The following is a 17,674-nucleotide window of genomic DNA, read 5'->3' on the forward strand; positions in this document are numbered from 1 at the left end:
TTAGATAGATGAAATTCACATTATCTTGGTTATTAGAGTACTTAGAAACCAATGCTAGTTTAGAGGAAATTACTGATAAATTAACTCACATAGGGTTGGAAGTAGAGAATGTGATCGACAATTCCAGATTGGCCGGGTTTGTTGTTGCAGAAGTATTAGAAGTCGCACCTCATCCAAATGCTGATAAATTAAAATTATGTAAAGTAAATGATGGAAGTAAAGTTCTGCAGATAGTATGTGGAGCAAAGAATGTTAGAGAAGGAATGAAAACCGTACTTGCATCTCTTGGCAGCACATTACCAAAAAGTGACTTCACAATTAAGCTTGCAAAAATACGAGGAGTGTTAAGTGAAGGAATGCTCTGCTCTGCTTTCGAACTTGCGCTGACTCAAGATGAAAGTGAAGGAATCATTGAGCTTTCTGATGATTATAAAGTAGAAGATAAATTTTTCAATTGTGATCCTGTAATTGATATAAATGTCACTCCAAATCGTGGAGATTGCCTAGGTGTTTATGGAATAGCACGTGATCTAGCAGCAACTGGAATTGGGACACTCAAGACTTTAAGCATTACACAACTTACCTATTCTATGGCCTCACCAATAAACGTCAAAGTCATCGATGGGGAGAGCTTTATTAGTGGAATATACATCACCAATGTAAAAAATAAAGAGAGCCCAAAATGGCTGAAAGATAAATTGGAATCGATAGGAATGCGCTCCATTTCTGCAATAGTTGATATTACTAATTACATCATGATATCCTTTAATCGCCCAATACATCCATATAATGCAAAAAAAATAGAAGGAGAGCTCACAGTACGTAAAGCAAACAATGGAGAAAAATTTATTGGTTTAAATGATAAAGAATACTTATTGAACAAAGACATAAGCGTTATTTCTGATGATAAAAATGTTCATGCAATTGCTGGAGTTATGGGTAGTAAGTACAGTGAATGCACTATTGAAACTACTGACATCTTTTTAGAGTCTGCTTGGTTTGACCCTATTTCTATCACTAAATCTTCAAGGCAGCTAAGCATCTCCACGGACTCAAGTTACAGGTTTGCACGTTCAGTTGACCCTAGTTTTACCCTTGATGGACTCAATCTTGCAGCCCAGATGATTTTAGATTTATGTGGTGGAGAAGTGTCAAGTGTAGTGTCTGCTGGCAATCTGAATAAGGCTGATACCAAGATAAATTTTGATTATCAAGATGCAAACAAACTTGGAAGTGTATCTGCATCACCTGATGAATTATTCAATATTCTAACAAAATTAGGGTTTAGTATTGATAAAAGAACTGAAAATAATTGGAGCATACATGTACCAACCTGGAGATCGGACGTAACCATACCTGCTGACTTAGTTGAAGAGGCAGTAAGAATATACAGCTATGATAAAATAAAGGAAGAGCCACTAGCAGAAGACGTTACAGTAGAAGAAGAGACACAAGATGATTTGCGCATTTTAATGACAAGCAGAGGGTTTCATGAAGTGATAACTTGGTCTTTTATGAGTGAATCAACATCTGAAAAGTTTGGTTACTTGAATAAATTATTTATTATCGATAACCCATTTAATAATTACTTTAATATAATGAGACCAAGTATCATACCAAATTTGTTGAAAGTTACTGCAGATAATACTGCCCATGGTACACTTGATTTTGCAATTTTTGAAATTGGACCAATTTATAATGATGAAGCTCAGTCTAAGTATGTTTTAAGCGGAATCAGGTCAGGAAATAATCTGCCACGAAACCATTATAACATTGACAGGAAAGTAGATGTTTTTGACGCAAAGGCTGATCTCATAACAGCTTTGGAACTTTTTAATGTCAATTGTGATAATTTAGCAATAGAGAGAGCAGAAAAAGAATATTACCACCCAGGAAAGTCAGGTACCTTATCTTTTAGAAGTAAAATAGTTGGTTATTTTGGAGAACTGCATCCAAGTATACTGAATTTTTTTAACATCAAACAAAAAGTTGTAGGCTTTGAGTTGATATTAGAAAATATTGAAAATTTACCTGTAAGTAAGAAAAAATTTATCGATTATAAATATCAAAGTGTAAAACGCGACTTTGCATTTATTGTAAATAAAGATGTAGCAGCAGGTAATATAATCAATATGGTGAAAAAAAGCTCAGAGCTCATCACAGAAGTTTTGATATTTGATGTATATCATGGAAACAATATAGAATCGAATAAGATGTCTATAGCATTTTCAGTTACTTTCTGCTCTCCAACTCACACTTTAACTGAAGAGGAAATCCAAAAAGAATCAAATATGATAGTCAACTTAGTGTGTGAAAATACTGAAGGAACTTTGAGAGCTCATCATTAAGACGTAATCGCCGTTTCCTGATTTTGCTGTGTCACGTTTACTTCATCCAATTTATTCCCTATCTTGAATTCAATATCCATGAAAAACCTATCCCACATTCCATGCAAATGCTCTTTTACTTTAGGCCATACATCATTTTTAAATGTCGTTCCATCATCAGAAAATAAATTGCCTAAAAAGCCTCCAACTCCTTCATAATTTGATTGAAAATGTTGAAGAAATGTTTCTACTTCCTTATGAGTATCATGCGCCACGCTCAACGATTTTCCCTCTGCGCTCTTATCCCCATGCATTGCAACAGCAAGACCTGTTTTAATATATCCCAAACCTGTCTTAACAGCTTTTATAGGCTGGAGCCATGAACTCTTATCGCTTTTTGGTACATTATTTACTATATTTTCCACCAATCTGTTTATTAAAGGAGACAGTAAATCTTGACAAAAGTGTTTTATATTATCTTTTGTTTTAATTACAGGACTTTTTATGCACTTTTCTGTCAAATAGTACTCAAGTTCTGCTCTCTCTATTAACTTCTTAATTGCTTCTTCATCAAGAATTTCATGCTCGAATGCTTTAAGTAAATCATCTTCTATTATTGCAAATTTTATTTTTTCACGAGATTCCAGTTCTTCTCTATAATCATTTTTTGTTTTTTCATTTATCAACAATCCTTTTTCTTCTAATTCTAACTGTTTTAATGCTTTCAGAATTTCTTGGTTATTTTTCAAGTGCTTCTCTATTAATTTTGTACTTGGATGCTTTTCTCCTTTTATCTTTCTCTCATCTTCTAAATCTTTGTTTAAATTCTCATTTTCTTCTATTTCTTCCTTTAACGATATACGTTGCTCTAAGCATTTTGCAATTTCTGTTCGATGTGTATTAATACTTTCTATTAGCTCCGGCTCATCTTCTTTTAATAGATCACATAATCCTTTCATAGACTTTGCTTGACCTCTAAATAAATTTAGCATTTTACATTTCGTTATTTCTAAATACGCCTTTTCTACAAAATCATTCACTTCATCTAAAGCTTCTTCACTTAAAGAAGCTTTTATCTTCTTTTCTAAATTTACAAACTGCTCCTCTATCAGGCTTAATATACCTAATCGGCTTAACTCATCTTTGGCTTTTCTCATTACTGATTTTACTAGCCTTTGCTTAACCTCTTGATTATCATACTCGAACTTAAAAAGACCTTCTAATCTCCTTCTTAAATTATCCTCCGCTAAGCTATTCTTTTTTATAATCTCGTATATTTCTTTCAATTTTTCATATCTCTCACCTTCTCCTACTTCTTTTAAAAGATCTCCTGATTTCCTTTCTAAAACACCATATGTTGAACCATTCCCTTTTATATTCTCATATATTTCTTTCAATTTTTCGTATATCCCATTTGGTTCTTCCTGTTCTAAAAAATCTTCTAATTTCTTTTCTAAATCATCGTTTATGAAGTTATTTTTTTCTTCATCATATACTTCTTTCAATTTTTCGCGTACTCTAATATATCTTTTTTGTCCTTCTTTTTCTAAATACTCAATCTCTATTTTAGCGTTATCTAGAGCTTTCTCTGTTTCTTTAGGATACATATCTTTATATATATCAATTACTTTCCTTTCAGCTATGTCATCTTCTTCTATGAACTGTTTCCACCTTGCTTTAAGCACAAGAAGGACATCATCACTTATATCATCTGCGTTATCAAGCAACTCCATTATATCATCACCTAATAGCAGTTCTTTTAGATCTTTTATTATCATTCCTCTTTCAGTGGGTAATTCCTTACCTTGACTCTCCAACTCTTGTTTCACTAACATATCTCTTAGCGCATCTTCTAATGAAAAATCTTTTTTTCTTTTTTGTGCAAATTTAATTGCTTGTATAAAAGCAACTTGATAAGCATTTTCTATTAAGTGAGTTGTCAACTTATAACCTATACTACTCACTATTTTTAGCCTAAATTCGTTCAACAATTCCTGCAGTTTATCATATGTAATCTCTTTCTTTTCTAGCTTTATCAGCTCTTCCATGGCTTTTGCAAGTTCTTTTATGGAAGTTGTAAGCACATCATTGATTTCATTATATAAAGGCTTAAGACCGTTTTTTAAATTGATGTTAGTTGATAGTTTCAATATAATATTATGCTCCGAATCCCGTGCTACACTAAACCACTTATTATTTTCATTCTCACATAAGTCTCTAAGTAATTTTTTAAATTGTGGTGGAAATTTTATTTCCATATCATATTCAGTTCTTGAATCAGAAACTACTGTTTCATAAAAAGACACCTCTATATTTTGGTGCTTATTAGAATACCGCACCATACTTATTTTAAGAGCAGCAACTAAAGAATGAGATAAATCTCTATTTAAAAGATAAAAAGTAGCTAAAGAAATTGTTGCAGGAACAACCAAAGTTACAAGTACCGTCACATTAACAAAAATTGCTATTGCAGCAAGAACACCATATGCCAATCTTTTTGGTACACCTGTTTCACTCTTTTTTGTCTTATCTTCCCCTACACCTTCTTGTGTCTTGCTGTTTAATCTACTGTATACGACTAATCCCAGTGCAGTAAAAGCAATATAAGGGAGCATTAAGACTGACAGAGCTAAATTTAATACTTTCTTCTCTGGGCAAGCTCTGTTTATCTCTTTCAATATTTCACTTGATATATTATACCAGGAGGTAAAAAAGTCAGAGTCATAATCTTTATAATGAAATATACTCAGTGGAACATTAAAAGCAGCTATTTGTTTAGTTTGCTCACTTACAGCATCAAAAAATTCTTCTCCCTCTTCTGAATTAGCAAGACCTAAATCATTCCCTTCTTCTACATTAGAAACATCTTCCATAGCATCAAAAAACTCTTCTTCCTCTTCCAAAGCAATATTGGAAATAGATTCTACTTTACCTAAACCATCACTGTTGTTATTTAAATCAATAACTTCTATATGACCATCTGCAACAACTTGATTCATATCACCACCCTACTTAAAGCAATTTAAGTATAGCATAAACATTACTAATTTTGCAACTTTATTAACTTAATACCAACTGTCAAACCTTGGTATTCCTTAGAATAGAAATCGGCCTCGACCTCTTTATTAGTGTCCAAAGATAAGGCAAGGGTCTGATCTTTTATATATTCAATCCATGTATTTATTGCTTCCTTAATTTTTTCATCTTCTGTTTTTATTATTACTTTGATTCTGTCTGATATATCGAAATCAGCTTGTTTTCTAGTTTCTTGAATAAGCCTTACAACATCTCTTGCGAGTCCTTCTAGAATTAGTTCGTCATTGAGTTCAGTACTCAAAATAACAATCCCTTTATTATTATCAAATACAGAAGAATATTCACTGTTTGCTTTTAACAATAGTTCATATTCACCTTTTTCTATAGTATAGTTCTCTGTTTCATCTCCCAGAAATATTTGCTCATTCTCAACTTGCTTCCACTTCCCTTCCTTGACGTATTGAACCAGTTTCTTGATTTTATCTTGAATCTTCTTGCCAAGTAGCGGAAAATTTAGTTTTAGCTCTAGTGATGCAATATCTTCAAGTCTGTTTACTAATTCTAATTTTTTTACATTTACCTCATCTTTTATTATCTCTTGATATTCATTTTCAAGAAAATCGCAGGAAGAACTATGATAAATGGTCATACTGCCAAGTGGCTGCCTGATACGTATATTAAACGTATTTCTGATGGATAATGCAGAGTTACATATCTCTCTTACCAAATCCATCTTGGCAATGAGTTCACTGTCATATCTATCTGATTGTGGAAAATCACCCAAATGAACAGATGTTTCTTTGTACTGAAGCCCTTGCCATATAGTCTCTGTTATGAGTGGCAACAAAGGAACTGCAGCTCGAAGCATGTAATAAAAAACTGTGTACAGAACATTATAAGCGTCGGTTTTGTCTTGATCTAAATCACCTTTCCAAAAACGCTCACGACTGCGACGAATATACCAGTTATTTAGCACTTCAAAGAAATCTGTCAGGCTTTTGCAAGCCTCCTGGGAGTTATAGTCGTTCATAGAAGCTTGGATACCTTCCACAGCTTCAAAACATTTTGAAATCATGTAGAGATCAATAGTACTTTGATAATCTTGACAAATCTCAGCTTTAATTCCATCTGCATTTGCATAAATAGTAAAAAAGTGATAACTGTTCCAAATAGGTTTTATTACGTTTTTCAGGACATCACGCACTAAATTTCCTTCTTTATCAAGTAGTAAATTACCACCACAAACAATGGAACCAGAAAGCATAAGAAAACGCAGCGCATCAGAACCATATTTGTCAAAAACCTCCATTGGATCTGCATAATTATTCAAACGTTTGGATAATTTTTGCCCTTTCACATCAAGAACTACACCATGGCATATGCAATTCTTAAATGGCTCACTGTCAAATAAAGCAGTAGAAAGCACAAAAAGCGTATAAAACCATCCTCTTGTTTGTGCTATATATTCAGTGATAAAATCCGCAGGAAAATTACTCTCAAACCACTCCTTATTTTCAAACGGATAATGAACTTGAGCAAACGGCATCGAGCCAGATTCAAACCAGCAGTCAAACACATCAGGCACACGACGCATAACTGATTTTCCTGTTGGATCATCAGGATTTGGTCTCGTCAAAGTATCGATAAACGGTCTGTGCAAATCATCTATCTTAACATTAAAATCTCGCTCTAGTTCTGCTATCGAACCATACACATCCACTCTTGGATATTTTGCATCATCTGATTTCCATACGGGAATTGGAGTACCCCAAAATCGATTGCGTGAAATTGACCAGTCGTGTGCTCCTTCAAGCCATTTTCCAAATTGACCATCCCTAATGTGGTTTGGTATCCAATTAACTCTCTTATTTAGCTCTACCATTCTGCTTTTGAATTTTGTCACAGCAACATACCAAGAAGGCATAGTGCGATAGATTAAAGGAGTATCAGTTCTCCAGCAGTGAGGATAATTATGAATATGTTGCTCAGTCTTAAACCAACTTCCCTGCCCTTTTAATTTTTTTATTACTGTATCATTGGCATCAAAAACATGAACTCCCGCTAAATCCGAAACTTCAGCAGTAAATTTCCCACCGTTATCAATTGGACAAACAGCTCGAATATCATGGCTTTGGCAAAGGTAAAAATCTTCTTCACCAAATCCAGGAGCAGTGTGCACAACACCAGTGCCATCTTCTGCTGTAACATAATCGGCAATAAAAACACGGAACGCATTTTTTGTATCTTTAAAATAATCAAACAGTGGTTTATAAGAAAGACCTGCAAGATCACTCGCTTTAAGTTTTATATTGCAGTTTTCATATGGAATATTGTTTTGTTCATAGTGGATGATAAATTTTTCTAGGTAGCTTTCAGCAAAGATATAAATTTCATTAGGTTGATTTGATATCACTTCAACATGCAAACATTTATTACCTTCCTGGATTCCAGCGTCACGCGCTGCCAAAGAGTGGACTGACACTGCACAATACTCAATATCCTTTCCTACTGCCAGTGCGAGATTGCTCGGCAACGTCCAAGGGGTTGTAGTCCAAGCAAGCAACTTACATTTTTGTTTAAATTGCTTTGGGTTTTCTAAAAGTTCAAACGCAACAGTTACAGCCTTGCTAATTTTTTCTCTATATGCATTATCAAGCCTTGTTTCAAAATTAGAGAGTGGAGTTTCGCACGCCCAGCTATAGGGAACAACGCGTATTGATTCATACACCAGACCTTTATCATAAAGCTGCTTAAATGCCCACATGACCGACTCCATGAATGACTTATCCATAGTCTTATAGTCATTGTGAAAATCTACCCATCTTGCTTGTCTATTTACATACTTCTCCCATTCTGATGAAAATTTCATCACAGAAGTACGGCAATGATTATTGAATTTTTCAATGCCAAACTTCTCTATCTCAGTTCTACCAGATATTCCAAGTTCCTTTTCTGCACCCATCTCAGCTGGTAAGCCATGGCAATCCCAACCAAATCTACGCTCAACCCTTTTTTGCAGCATAGTTTTATATCTTGCAAATGCATCTTTTATAAAACCAGTAAGCAAGTGTCCGTAATGCGGAAGTCCATTTGCAAACGGAGGCCCATCATAAAATACAAAACAATTATCCTTGGAACGTTTCTCGACTGACTGCTCAAAAATTTTATTTTCCTGCCAAAATTTTATGATTTCTTTTTCTAGCAATGAAAAATCAGGACTGCTGCTTGTATCAGGATAATGCTTCATGTTCATTTAAACTGGATAAAATCAAAGAATATAGAGCTTTCCAGAAAATTACAAATTCAAAAACTCTGTTTCTATAAACATAGATAGGTATTGACATCGTTATACAACATATTAATTCATTAGACTTATTTATTTAGGTTGAAGATGAATAAAGACAATAGCAGTTGGCCTTATCAGAAATTTCATGATGCTAACAAAAATAAAAGTAAAAGTAGCTTTGTTTGGGGATCACTTTCTTATGAATATAAGAATTCTGGAAAGATTAAAAAAGTACACTATCAGTGGGAGAAGAAAAAAAATCCCGCGAATCTATTATATCAAGTCTCATATGATTGCGTAACAGAGAGCTGTAGTCCTTTAAGGATTAACCCTAGATAGCTTACACAAAGTGCTTCTACATGAAAACATGGGAGCACTTTTCTCAAATTAGGCAGCGCATCCCAATAAACTATTTTGCCGAGCTTCCAATATCCTTACATTTACTATTTTATCTTTGTATTCATCATCAGGGTCATCAACGCATACTGATTGCATATAGGTGCTTTTACCAATAATTTGATTGTGGTGTTTACCTTTTTTATCGCTGAACAAAACAGGAATAGTTTTCCCCACCATACTTTGATTAAATTCAAGTTGTTGCTTGCTAATTAATTCCTGTAATCGAAGAAGGCGCTCTGTTTTAACCTCTTCTGTTACTTGATCTTTTCTTTCTGCTCCCGGTGTACCTGGTCTTGGGCTATATTTAAAACTATAAGCCTGAGCATATTTTACTTTTTCTACTAATTTCATAGTTTCTTCAAAATCTTTTTCAGTTTCTCCAGGAAAACCAACGATAAAATCAGAAGAAAATTCAATTTTAGGTTTCAATTTGCACAATCTGTCTATTATTTCCAAATACTCCTCTGCCGTATGCTTTCTGTTCATTGCGTGCAATATTTTATTCGAACCTGATTGCACAGGTAGATGAACAAACGGCATGAGTTTTGATTCCTCCGCATGTGCCAAGTAGAGAGATTCATGCATATCTCTTGGATGAGAAGTTGTATAACGAATCCTCTCTAGCTTCTCAATTTTAGCAATGTAACTAATTAATTTTCCTAAATCCCACACTTCTCCTTCGCACTCCCCATGATAAGCATTGACGTTCTGACCAAGCAAAGTAATTTCCTTTGCTCCATTTGCAACTAACTTCAATGTTTCGCGGAATATTTCATTTACTGGTCGTGAATACTCAGCCCCGCGAGTGTAAGGCACCACACAAAACGTACAAAATTTATCACAACCTTCTTGTATAGCAAGAAACGAAGAAGACCCTTGATTATTACCATAACATTCGTCTGGCAATTTATCAAACTTCGCAACTTCAGGAAAATCAGTATTTATTACATGACCTTTACTTCTACTTGCTTTGACTATCAACTCCGGTAAAGCAGCAATACTCTGCGGACCAACAACAATATCAACAAAAGGAGCCCTTCTGAACACTTCTTCTCCTTCTGCTTGCGCTACACATCCAGCCACCACTATGGTCATTTCTTTATTTTTTTGTGATGAATGAATCCTTCCAAGCTCTGAGTAAAGCTTTTCTGCTGCCTTCTCTCTAATATGACAAGTATTTAATATCACCAAATCAGCTTTTTCTGCATCACTTACAACACTGAACCCTAGAGGCTTAACTATATTCTCCATTAAAACAGAGTCATAAACGTTCATCTGACAGCCGTAAGTTTTAATGTATAGGCCTTTCATATTTAAAATTCTTCACACAAATTCTAGCAAATTATACGAAAAACTGGATTCTAGTACAACAGCCAATAAAGGTTGCTTGACAAACCTTCTCGCTTTCCTTACTCTAACAGTAGAGGTATTTTAAGAGCTCAAAAATCTATCTTCGTCTGCAGACTTTTCAGTCAATTTTTCAACAAAAAACGTATTCTTCAGCACGCGTTCAAATTCTGTTGTATGTGCGCTGCATTTTTTTCTAATCTTCAGGAGGATTTTATGTCTAGAATTCCAGATACTTGACTTTTATTTTTAAGTTAAAAAAAACAATAGGCGCCTATTGTTTTTATAAAAAAGTGTAAAAAATAGAAATTCTTTAAAGAATATAAAATAAAGGTAGAAAAGGTTCGAGTAATTAAAAACCATTTCCAGGCATAAATTTGCCATTCATACCTAAAAAGTAATTACACTAATATAATATTCACACTTATATGCTAATATAGATATAATACTAATTAAAGAGCATGTTATGTAAGAAGAAGTATCAGATTTTGTAGATGCTCTTTGTCAAAATAAATGTGATTCCTTTCGGGTGACACCCTCCTATATCTTTCTTTAGGTTATACAGAAGTCTAATACAATTATAGAACAAGCTAAAAAGTTCTGGTAAAGTAGTTTTATTTACAAAGAGCATGCTACTTGATATTGAAAAACGCAGCATAACAAATGCACTATGGAAGTTACAAGAAGCAGATCAAAGGGAAATTTTAACTCTTATACAGAGATTTGAGTTGCCAGAAATATTAGCAAGAATATTAGTTGCTCGTGGTGTTAACATCGAAAATGCACATGACTTCTTACATCCACTAATCAGATCGCTATTACCAGATCCCTTTCACTTCCTTGATATGGATAAAGCTGTTTCTCGCATAATAAAAGCAATAAACAATAATGAAAATATTGCAGTATTTGGTGACTATGATGTTGATGGCGCAACGTCATCAGCATTGATTAATAGGTACCTAAGAGCGATTGGAACACACTCTATAATCTACATTCCAGATCGTGTTGATGAGGGCTATGGATTAAACGTAGATGCTTTATTACAACTTAAAAAGAACCGAATTGATTTATGTATTTCTGTTGATTGCGGTACGCTTGCATATCAACCTATAGAAGAGGCAAAGGTCTTTGGACTTGATATTATAGTTGTAGATCATCACCTTGGTACAGAAAAATTACCAAGTGCTGTAGCAGTTGTTAATCCCAACCGCCTTGATGAGAGCTCTCCTTATACTAACCTTGCAGCAGTTGGAGTATCATTTCTGCTAATTGTTGCCCTTAACAGAAGCCTACGTGAGCAAGGATTTTTTACCAACAAAAAAGAACCAGATTTATTTGATCTACTAGATTTGGTTGCTCTTGGAACTGTTTGCGATGTTATGAAGATTATAGGCATAAATAGAGCATTTGTTTTACAAGGATTAAAGGTTATGTCAGCAAGAAAAAACGTTGGCTTGCGTATTTTATTTGATGCTTTGGGAATCCTTGAAAAACCAAGTGTTGCACGATTAGGGTTTAGTATTGGACCATGCATAAATGCTGGAGGAAGAATTGGAGAAGCATCACTCGGTGCAAGGTTGCTTTCCACTGATAATGAAGAAGAGGCGCATTCAATCGCACTAAAATTAATAGATTTAAATAATGCAAGAAAAGTGTTAGAAAATGAGGCTCTCTTAGAAGCTACAACACAGGCAGAAAAATTTACCTTATTAGGTGTAAATTTTATAATGGTAAGTGGTAATTGGCACCAGGGAATAATTGGTATCATTGCATCGAGACTAAAAGAACAGTTTCACTTACCAACGATAGTAATATCTTTAAACAATGGAATAGGAAAAGCAAGCTGTAGGTCAATTTCTGGAGTAGATATTGGGGCTGCGGTTCTTTCTGCAAAATTTACCAACCTAATCATTGAAGGTGGTGGTCACAGTATGGCAGCGGGATTTTCGATTAAGGGAGACAAAATAAGTGATCTACATGATTTTTTTACTGAAAGATTTGCAAACTCTATAAATGACAAAATCATAAAAGCCGATGGCATAGTAACAGCTAAAGCAATAAACTTATCCCTGTGGAATCAATTGCAACGCTTAGAGCCATTTGGTGTTGGCAATCCTGAACCGAGATTTATCATTCAAGGAGCAAAGATAAGAAAGCCGGAAGTTATAGGAGTTGATCATATAAAATGTTTTATTGCTGATGATAATGTTATGGTAAAAGCTATTGCGTTTCGCTCTGCAAATACTGAGCTTGGCTCTGCTATCATGGAGGGAAATGTTAAATCAATTTTAGGTAAAATCTCTATGAATTACTGGAATGGCAATGAATTTGTGCAGTTTTTAATAGAAGATGTGCTAACACGTAATTAACATATCTCACAAGCAAATCCTGTTACTAAGCATCTTAACGTCCAAGGTGTTCATCGTAAAAGCTAAAAATCATGGACGATGAATTCATAGGAAAAATCAGTGAAAATGGACCTATCTTAGCTTTTTTTTGATAAGCTCCTATGAGCAGAGCTAACATAAAAAATGCTTGTCAGCTTTGCTCATTTTTTCTATCCTTTAACCTTTTGTAAATCTATAAAGTTTAACTCAAGGTGACATCAAGTTTAGAAGTCTTTCTATTAAATTAAATAAGTTTCAAGGATCTGTTCTGCCCACTCTAATGTTTCATGAGTTCCGCTATACATTTTAGAAAGTTTATCCACTATATTTTTAAATTCAGGATTTTGTGTACAAGAATGCTCTTCAATATCACGAAGTATTTCTTTTTCTAGATCATAGTTTATTTTATCTTGACTACGTATTTTCTTTGCAGTAGTGCCAAGCAACCAATATCGAAATTCTGAATCAATGCAGTGTAACCTTTGCCACATATTAGTAAGTTTAGCAGTACCTCCTGTTAAGTAATTCTCATAAATTTTGCTGATAATTTCAGGATGCTGATCTTGAAGAAAATTGAACATTACTAACCCAACTGAATAATTGTCACTTTCCGTGAGATCAGATGGGGAATTATTTATAAAACGTATATCTTTAGCAAAGACTGTCTTAATACCATCCATTATTCCTTTTTGACATGGAGTATTGCATACATTTTCATCTAAGAGCTCACATGAAATTCCCATTGCAGTACCCTCTTCCAGCAATTTTAACGTAGGTAAATCTTTATGCTTTGTCATCTCTTGCATACAGTGTACAAACTCATGAGAGAGAGTAAGATAGTTAATTTCAGACGAGGGAAGAAACTTCATTAACACATCAGGAAGTGCAAATGGTTCAATTAGTTTACTAATAGTAAGTCCCATCTCGTCCGATGTATCTTCCTCCCTTCCTAAATATACTTTACGTACATTATTGTATTGACTACTATCTTCAAACAGAAACATACGGAAGTTAAAATCTGTATTGTTTGGAACAATTTTATATTTCTGACATAGTTTAAAAGTGTCATTTATAACTTTTTCAATTTCTTCTAGTTGTGCATCAGTGATATCTGAATGAAATAACTCTACTTTAATATCACTTCCTTCAACATTAATTGTATGTTTAGATGGAAGAATTGCGCTTATTTTAGTTTCAATATCATCTCTTGCTTGATAGTCTGGTTTAACCTTAAAAAGGTCTATACTTGAAAAAAGATTAATCTCATCAATAAAAAAACTCATATTAGCCTCTCATAAATTATTTAGGCGCAGCATAGAACATGAAAGTTAATAGGTAATGAATAAGCGGGTTTATCTATCAATCTCACCAAAGACTATATCAAGTGAGCCGATAATTGCTGCAATGTCAGCAAGCATGTGTCCTTTTGCCATGAAATCTAAGGCCTGTAAATGCGCAAAGCCAGGTGCTCTTATGCGGCATCTATAAGGTCTATTGGTACCATCTGAAACTATATACACTCCAAACTCGCCTTTTGGCGTTTCAACAGCTACGTAAGCCTCTCCTTCTGGCACGTGATATCCTTCTGAATAAAGTTTAAAATGGTGAATCAGAGCCTCCATAGATTCTTTCATTTCCGCTCTTGGCGGTGGAGAGATTTTTCTATCTTCAGTTTTTATTGGCCCTTCAGGGATTTTCTCTATGCATTGCTTCACCAAGCTGATAGATTGCCTGATCTCCGCCATTCTTATTAAATAACGGTCATAACAGTCACCATTTTGACCGATAGGTATATCAAAATCTAGCTGATCATATACCTCATATGGCTGGCTTTTTCGCAAATCCCAAGCGAGACCAGCAGCACGCAGCATTGGTCCACTAAAGCCCCAATCAAGCGCCTGTTTTATTGATATTTCACTGATTCCTACAGTGCGTTGCTTCCATATTCTATTTTCCGTTAAAAGTTCATCAACATCGTCTATATACTTTGGAAATTGCTCTATAAACTTTGCAATATCCTCAATTAAACCTTCTGGAATATCTGCTTCAACTCCACCTGGTCTTATATAAGCTGCGTGAAATCTTGCACCTGAGGCCCTTTCATAGAACTCGAGTATTTTTTCTCTCTCTTCAAAGAGCCATAAAAGAGGAGTCATCGCCCCAACATCAAGTGCTTGGGAAGAGATATTTAGTAAATGATTTAGTATTCTTGTCAGCTCACAAAATAGAACACGCAAATATTTTGCCCTAATCGGAACTTCGCACTGCAATAATTTTTCTACACATAACGAATACGCATGCTCTTGTGACATTGGTGACACATAATCGAGACGATCAAAATAAGGAAGAGCCTGAAGATACGTTTTATGCTCTATTAGTTTCTCAGTACCACGATGTAAAAGCCCAATATGAGGATCTGCCCTCTCGATCACTTCACCATCCATTTCTAAAACAAGACGTAGCACCCCATGTGCAGCTGGGTGCTGAGGGCCAAAGTTTAGCATCATTGTCTTTAGATCTGGCATGTTTGGAAGTTTAAGATGTTAAAATTGTATAGGGTAAAATGTGCTTAAAGTCAATAGGCTTCTTGCACAAGTACAACTATCGTTACAATAGAAAAACTCCTTAAAATTCACCATCTCCTTATGATCTGATAGACAATATTTATTTGAACTACAATTATTATACTTGTGTTGATTAAGGTAGCAAAATTATGTATAGATAATTTTGACTAAAAAATAGTTTTTCAAGTCCTATTTTGGAGTAATCAAAATTAATGAAAGACAATAAATATAACTTAGGTTTAAGAATCATTCATTGGTTAATGTCTGCTCTTATTATTGGCATGCTTTGTTCTGGACTGTACATGAAAAGTTTGCCGATTAGCAGTGAAATTAAATTCAGCATATACGCTATTCATAAGGCTTGCGGTATCACCGTTCTTGGATTAATTATAGTACGTATATTTTTTCGCGTCTTTACTTATGTTCCACCACTTCCAGCCAATTTTTCTCGATTCATAATCAATGCAAGCAAAATGATACACTTTGGCTTGTATTCTTTGATGGTGCTAATGCCACTATCTGGTTACGTCATGTCTTCTTATTCTAGCAAAGAGATCAAATATTTTTTCCATATCCCTTTATTAATTAACCATAATGAAGATCTAGCTAGTGCAGCTAATCAGCTACACTCAATTCTTGCATATTTTATGATACTCTTTATAGTCTTACATATACTTGGAGCTTTAAAACACACATTCATAGATAAACAAAATATTTTTAAACGTATGATATAGGTTATATGTTAAGTAGGCTCTGGAAAAAAGGAACAAGTTTTCTCGGTAGTGAATTTGCCATAATGGGTGGTGCCATGAGCTGGGTTTCAGAGAGAAATTTAGTTTCGGCAATTTCAAATACCGGTGGATTTGGCGTAATTGCATGTGGTGCAATGTCTCCAGACTTAATGAAAAAAGAAATCATAGAGACACAGAAATTAACTCATAAGCCATTTGGTGTAAACCTAATTACTATGCACCCAAATTTGAGTGAGTTAATAGATATATGCATTGAAACAAAAGTAAGCCATGTAGTTCTTGCTGGCGGATTACCAACAAAACCTAATATAGCAAAAATCAAGAATGCAGGCATTAAAGTTATGTGCTTTGCACCAGCATTAAGCCTTGCGAAAAGGTTAGTAAACATGGGGGTAGATGCGTTAATAATAGAAGGTATGGAAGCAGGAGGACATATCGGCCCTGTAAGCACTTCTGTTCTCGCACAAGAGATATTACCTAATTTTAAAAATGAGAAAACACCAATTTTTGTTGCAGGTGGAATAGGAAGAGGCGAAATGATAGTGAACTACCTAGAGATGGGAGCAAGTGGCTGTCAAATAGGTACATTATTTGTCTGCACAAATGAGTCAGTCGCTCATAAAAATTTTAAAGAAGTATTCATCAAATCAGCTGCGCGTAATGCTGTATCTTCTGTGCAGATCAGCGCTGATTTCCCTGTAATTCCAGTAAGGGCTATAGCTAACAAAGCAAGTGACGATTTTATGAAGCATCAAAGAGATATTATCGATAAATATCAAAATGGAGAAATCTCAAAAGAAGAGGGGCAACTTGAAATAGAAAAGTTCTGGGCTGGAGCTTTAAGAAAAGCTGTAATTGAAGGAAATATTGAAACAGGATCTTTGATGGCAGGTCAAAGTGTTGGCATGGTTGATAGAGAAAAGCCTGTAAAGGAAGTAATAGATATACTAGTTCAACAGGCAAGCAATTATGTTAAAATGTAAAACCAGTAATCAGCAAAGCAAATAGTTAGCAAATTGCTATAATTATCCATAATAAGGCATAATTGCCCAGTTTTAATGTAAAATTAACGCTAAAGAGGTACTCATACATTTTATTTATATGAGAGGAGTGTTATGCTTGATTCATCATATGAGGAAAGAGTGCTATTTGATAGTGCAGTAGGAAACAATACTTACTCACCTACTAGCGATCCTATCAGCAGTTCACAAATCTCAGATAAGAGAAAGGAGAAAACAGGGAATCCTTCAGCATCAAAAACGAAAGAGTTGCACGAAATTATACACAAAAAGGTAACAAAAAAAACACATAATCATAAAAATCTAAAAAAGTAAGATATAACTATCACAAAATTCATAGAGTTGTTCAACAATGGAGCTGATCCCAATGTATTAATTCAATTAGAAAAATTACTGAGAGAGCAAGAAAAATACTATAATTATTACACCGAGAAATTTCTTCCAGCATTGAAAACAAAAGTGATAGAGTCAGAGGAATTAATGAAACCTTAAGTACTTAATAATGAAAAAAAATCATCACAAAGATCACCAACAATAAAAGGGAAAATATTAGGAAT

Annotated in this window: 11 protein-coding genes; 6 read left to right on the plus strand and 5 right to left on the minus strand. The window is 34.4% G+C overall.

Annotated elements, in window-relative coordinates; genetic code table 11:
• The first annotated feature begins 8 nt into the window (after nt 1–8).
• A complete protein-coding gene (pheT, locus tag AAE962_RS01330; protein WP_343289260.1) occupies nt 9–2,348 on the plus strand; it encodes a phenylalanine--tRNA ligase subunit beta in 2,340 nt (779 codons plus the stop codon).
• Here pheT and AAE962_RS01335 read toward each other — a convergent pair.
• From AAE962_RS01335 to miaB, 3 genes are all read right to left on the minus strand, one after another.
• Nucleotides 2,345–5,326, minus strand: a complete 2,982-nt coding sequence (locus tag AAE962_RS01335; RefSeq protein WP_343289261.1) for a hypothetical protein — start codon at nt 5,324–5,326, stop codon at nt 2,345–2,347. The genes pheT and AAE962_RS01335 overlap by 4 nt on opposite strands.
• 44 nt (nt 5,327–5,370) lie before the next feature.
• Nucleotides 5,371–8,616: an isoleucine--tRNA ligase gene (gene ileS, locus AAE962_RS01340; RefSeq protein WP_343289262.1), complete on the minus strand. Its 3,246-nt coding sequence runs from the start codon at nt 8,614–8,616 to the stop codon at nt 5,371–5,373.
• A 420-nt stretch (nt 8,617–9,036) separates the two neighbouring features.
• Nucleotides 9,037–10,359, minus strand: a complete 1,323-nt coding sequence (gene miaB, locus AAE962_RS01345; RefSeq protein WP_343289263.1) for a tRNA (N6-isopentenyl adenosine(37)-C2)-methylthiotransferase MiaB — start codon at nt 10,357–10,359, stop codon at nt 9,037–9,039.
• A gap of 665 nt (nt 10,360–11,024) precedes the next feature.
• Between miaB and recJ the strand changes: the two genes are divergently transcribed.
• Nucleotides 11,025–12,764 carry a single-stranded-DNA-specific exonuclease RecJ gene (gene recJ, locus AAE962_RS01350; RefSeq protein WP_343289264.1) on the plus strand — a complete coding sequence of 580 codons (1,740 nt, stop codon included), beginning with the start codon at nt 11,025–11,027 and terminating at the stop codon, nt 12,762–12,764.
• A 257-nt stretch (nt 12,765–13,021) separates the two neighbouring features.
• On the opposite strand, the gene AAE962_RS01355 is transcribed toward recJ, so the two are convergent.
• Nucleotides 13,022–14,065: a hypothetical protein gene (locus AAE962_RS01355; protein ID WP_343289265.1), complete on the minus strand. Its 1,044-nt coding sequence runs from the start codon at nt 14,063–14,065 to the stop codon at nt 13,022–13,024.
• A gap of 69 nt (nt 14,066–14,134) precedes the next feature.
• Nucleotides 14,135–15,307 carry an NADH-quinone oxidoreductase subunit D gene (locus AAE962_RS01360; RefSeq protein WP_343289266.1) on the minus strand — a complete coding sequence of 391 codons (1,173 nt, stop codon included), beginning with the start codon at nt 15,305–15,307 and terminating at the stop codon, nt 14,135–14,137.
• 251 nt (nt 15,308–15,558) lie between these two features.
• On the opposite strand from AAE962_RS01360, the gene AAE962_RS01365 reads away from it, so the two are divergent.
• From AAE962_RS01365 to AAE962_RS01380, 4 genes are all read left to right on the plus strand, one after another.
• On the plus strand, nt 15,559–16,080 hold the full coding sequence (locus AAE962_RS01365; RefSeq protein ID WP_343289267.1) for a cytochrome b: 522 nt from the start codon (nt 15,559–15,561) through the stop codon (nt 16,078–16,080).
• Nucleotides 16,081–16,085: 5 nt separating this feature from the next.
• Nucleotides 16,086–17,081, plus strand: coding sequence for a nitronate monooxygenase (locus tag AAE962_RS01370; protein WP_343289268.1), 996 nt, complete (start codon nt 16,086–16,088; stop codon nt 17,079–17,081).
• Nucleotides 17,082–17,213: 132 nt separating this feature from the next.
• Complete coding sequence (locus tag AAE962_RS01375) at nt 17,214–17,432, plus strand: hypothetical protein (protein ID WP_343289269.1); 219 nt, start codon at nt 17,214–17,216, stop codon at nt 17,430–17,432.
• A 27-nt stretch (nt 17,433–17,459) separates the two neighbouring features.
• Nucleotides 17,460–17,609, plus strand: coding sequence for a hypothetical protein (locus AAE962_RS01380; RefSeq protein ID WP_343289270.1), 150 nt, complete (start codon nt 17,460–17,462; stop codon nt 17,607–17,609).
• Nucleotides 17,610–17,674 lie beyond the last annotated feature (65 nt).

Source organism: Wolbachia endosymbiont of Encarsia formosa (assembly GCF_039540065.1).
Taxonomy (GTDB): domain Bacteria; phylum Pseudomonadota; class Alphaproteobacteria; order Rickettsiales; family Anaplasmataceae; genus Wolbachia.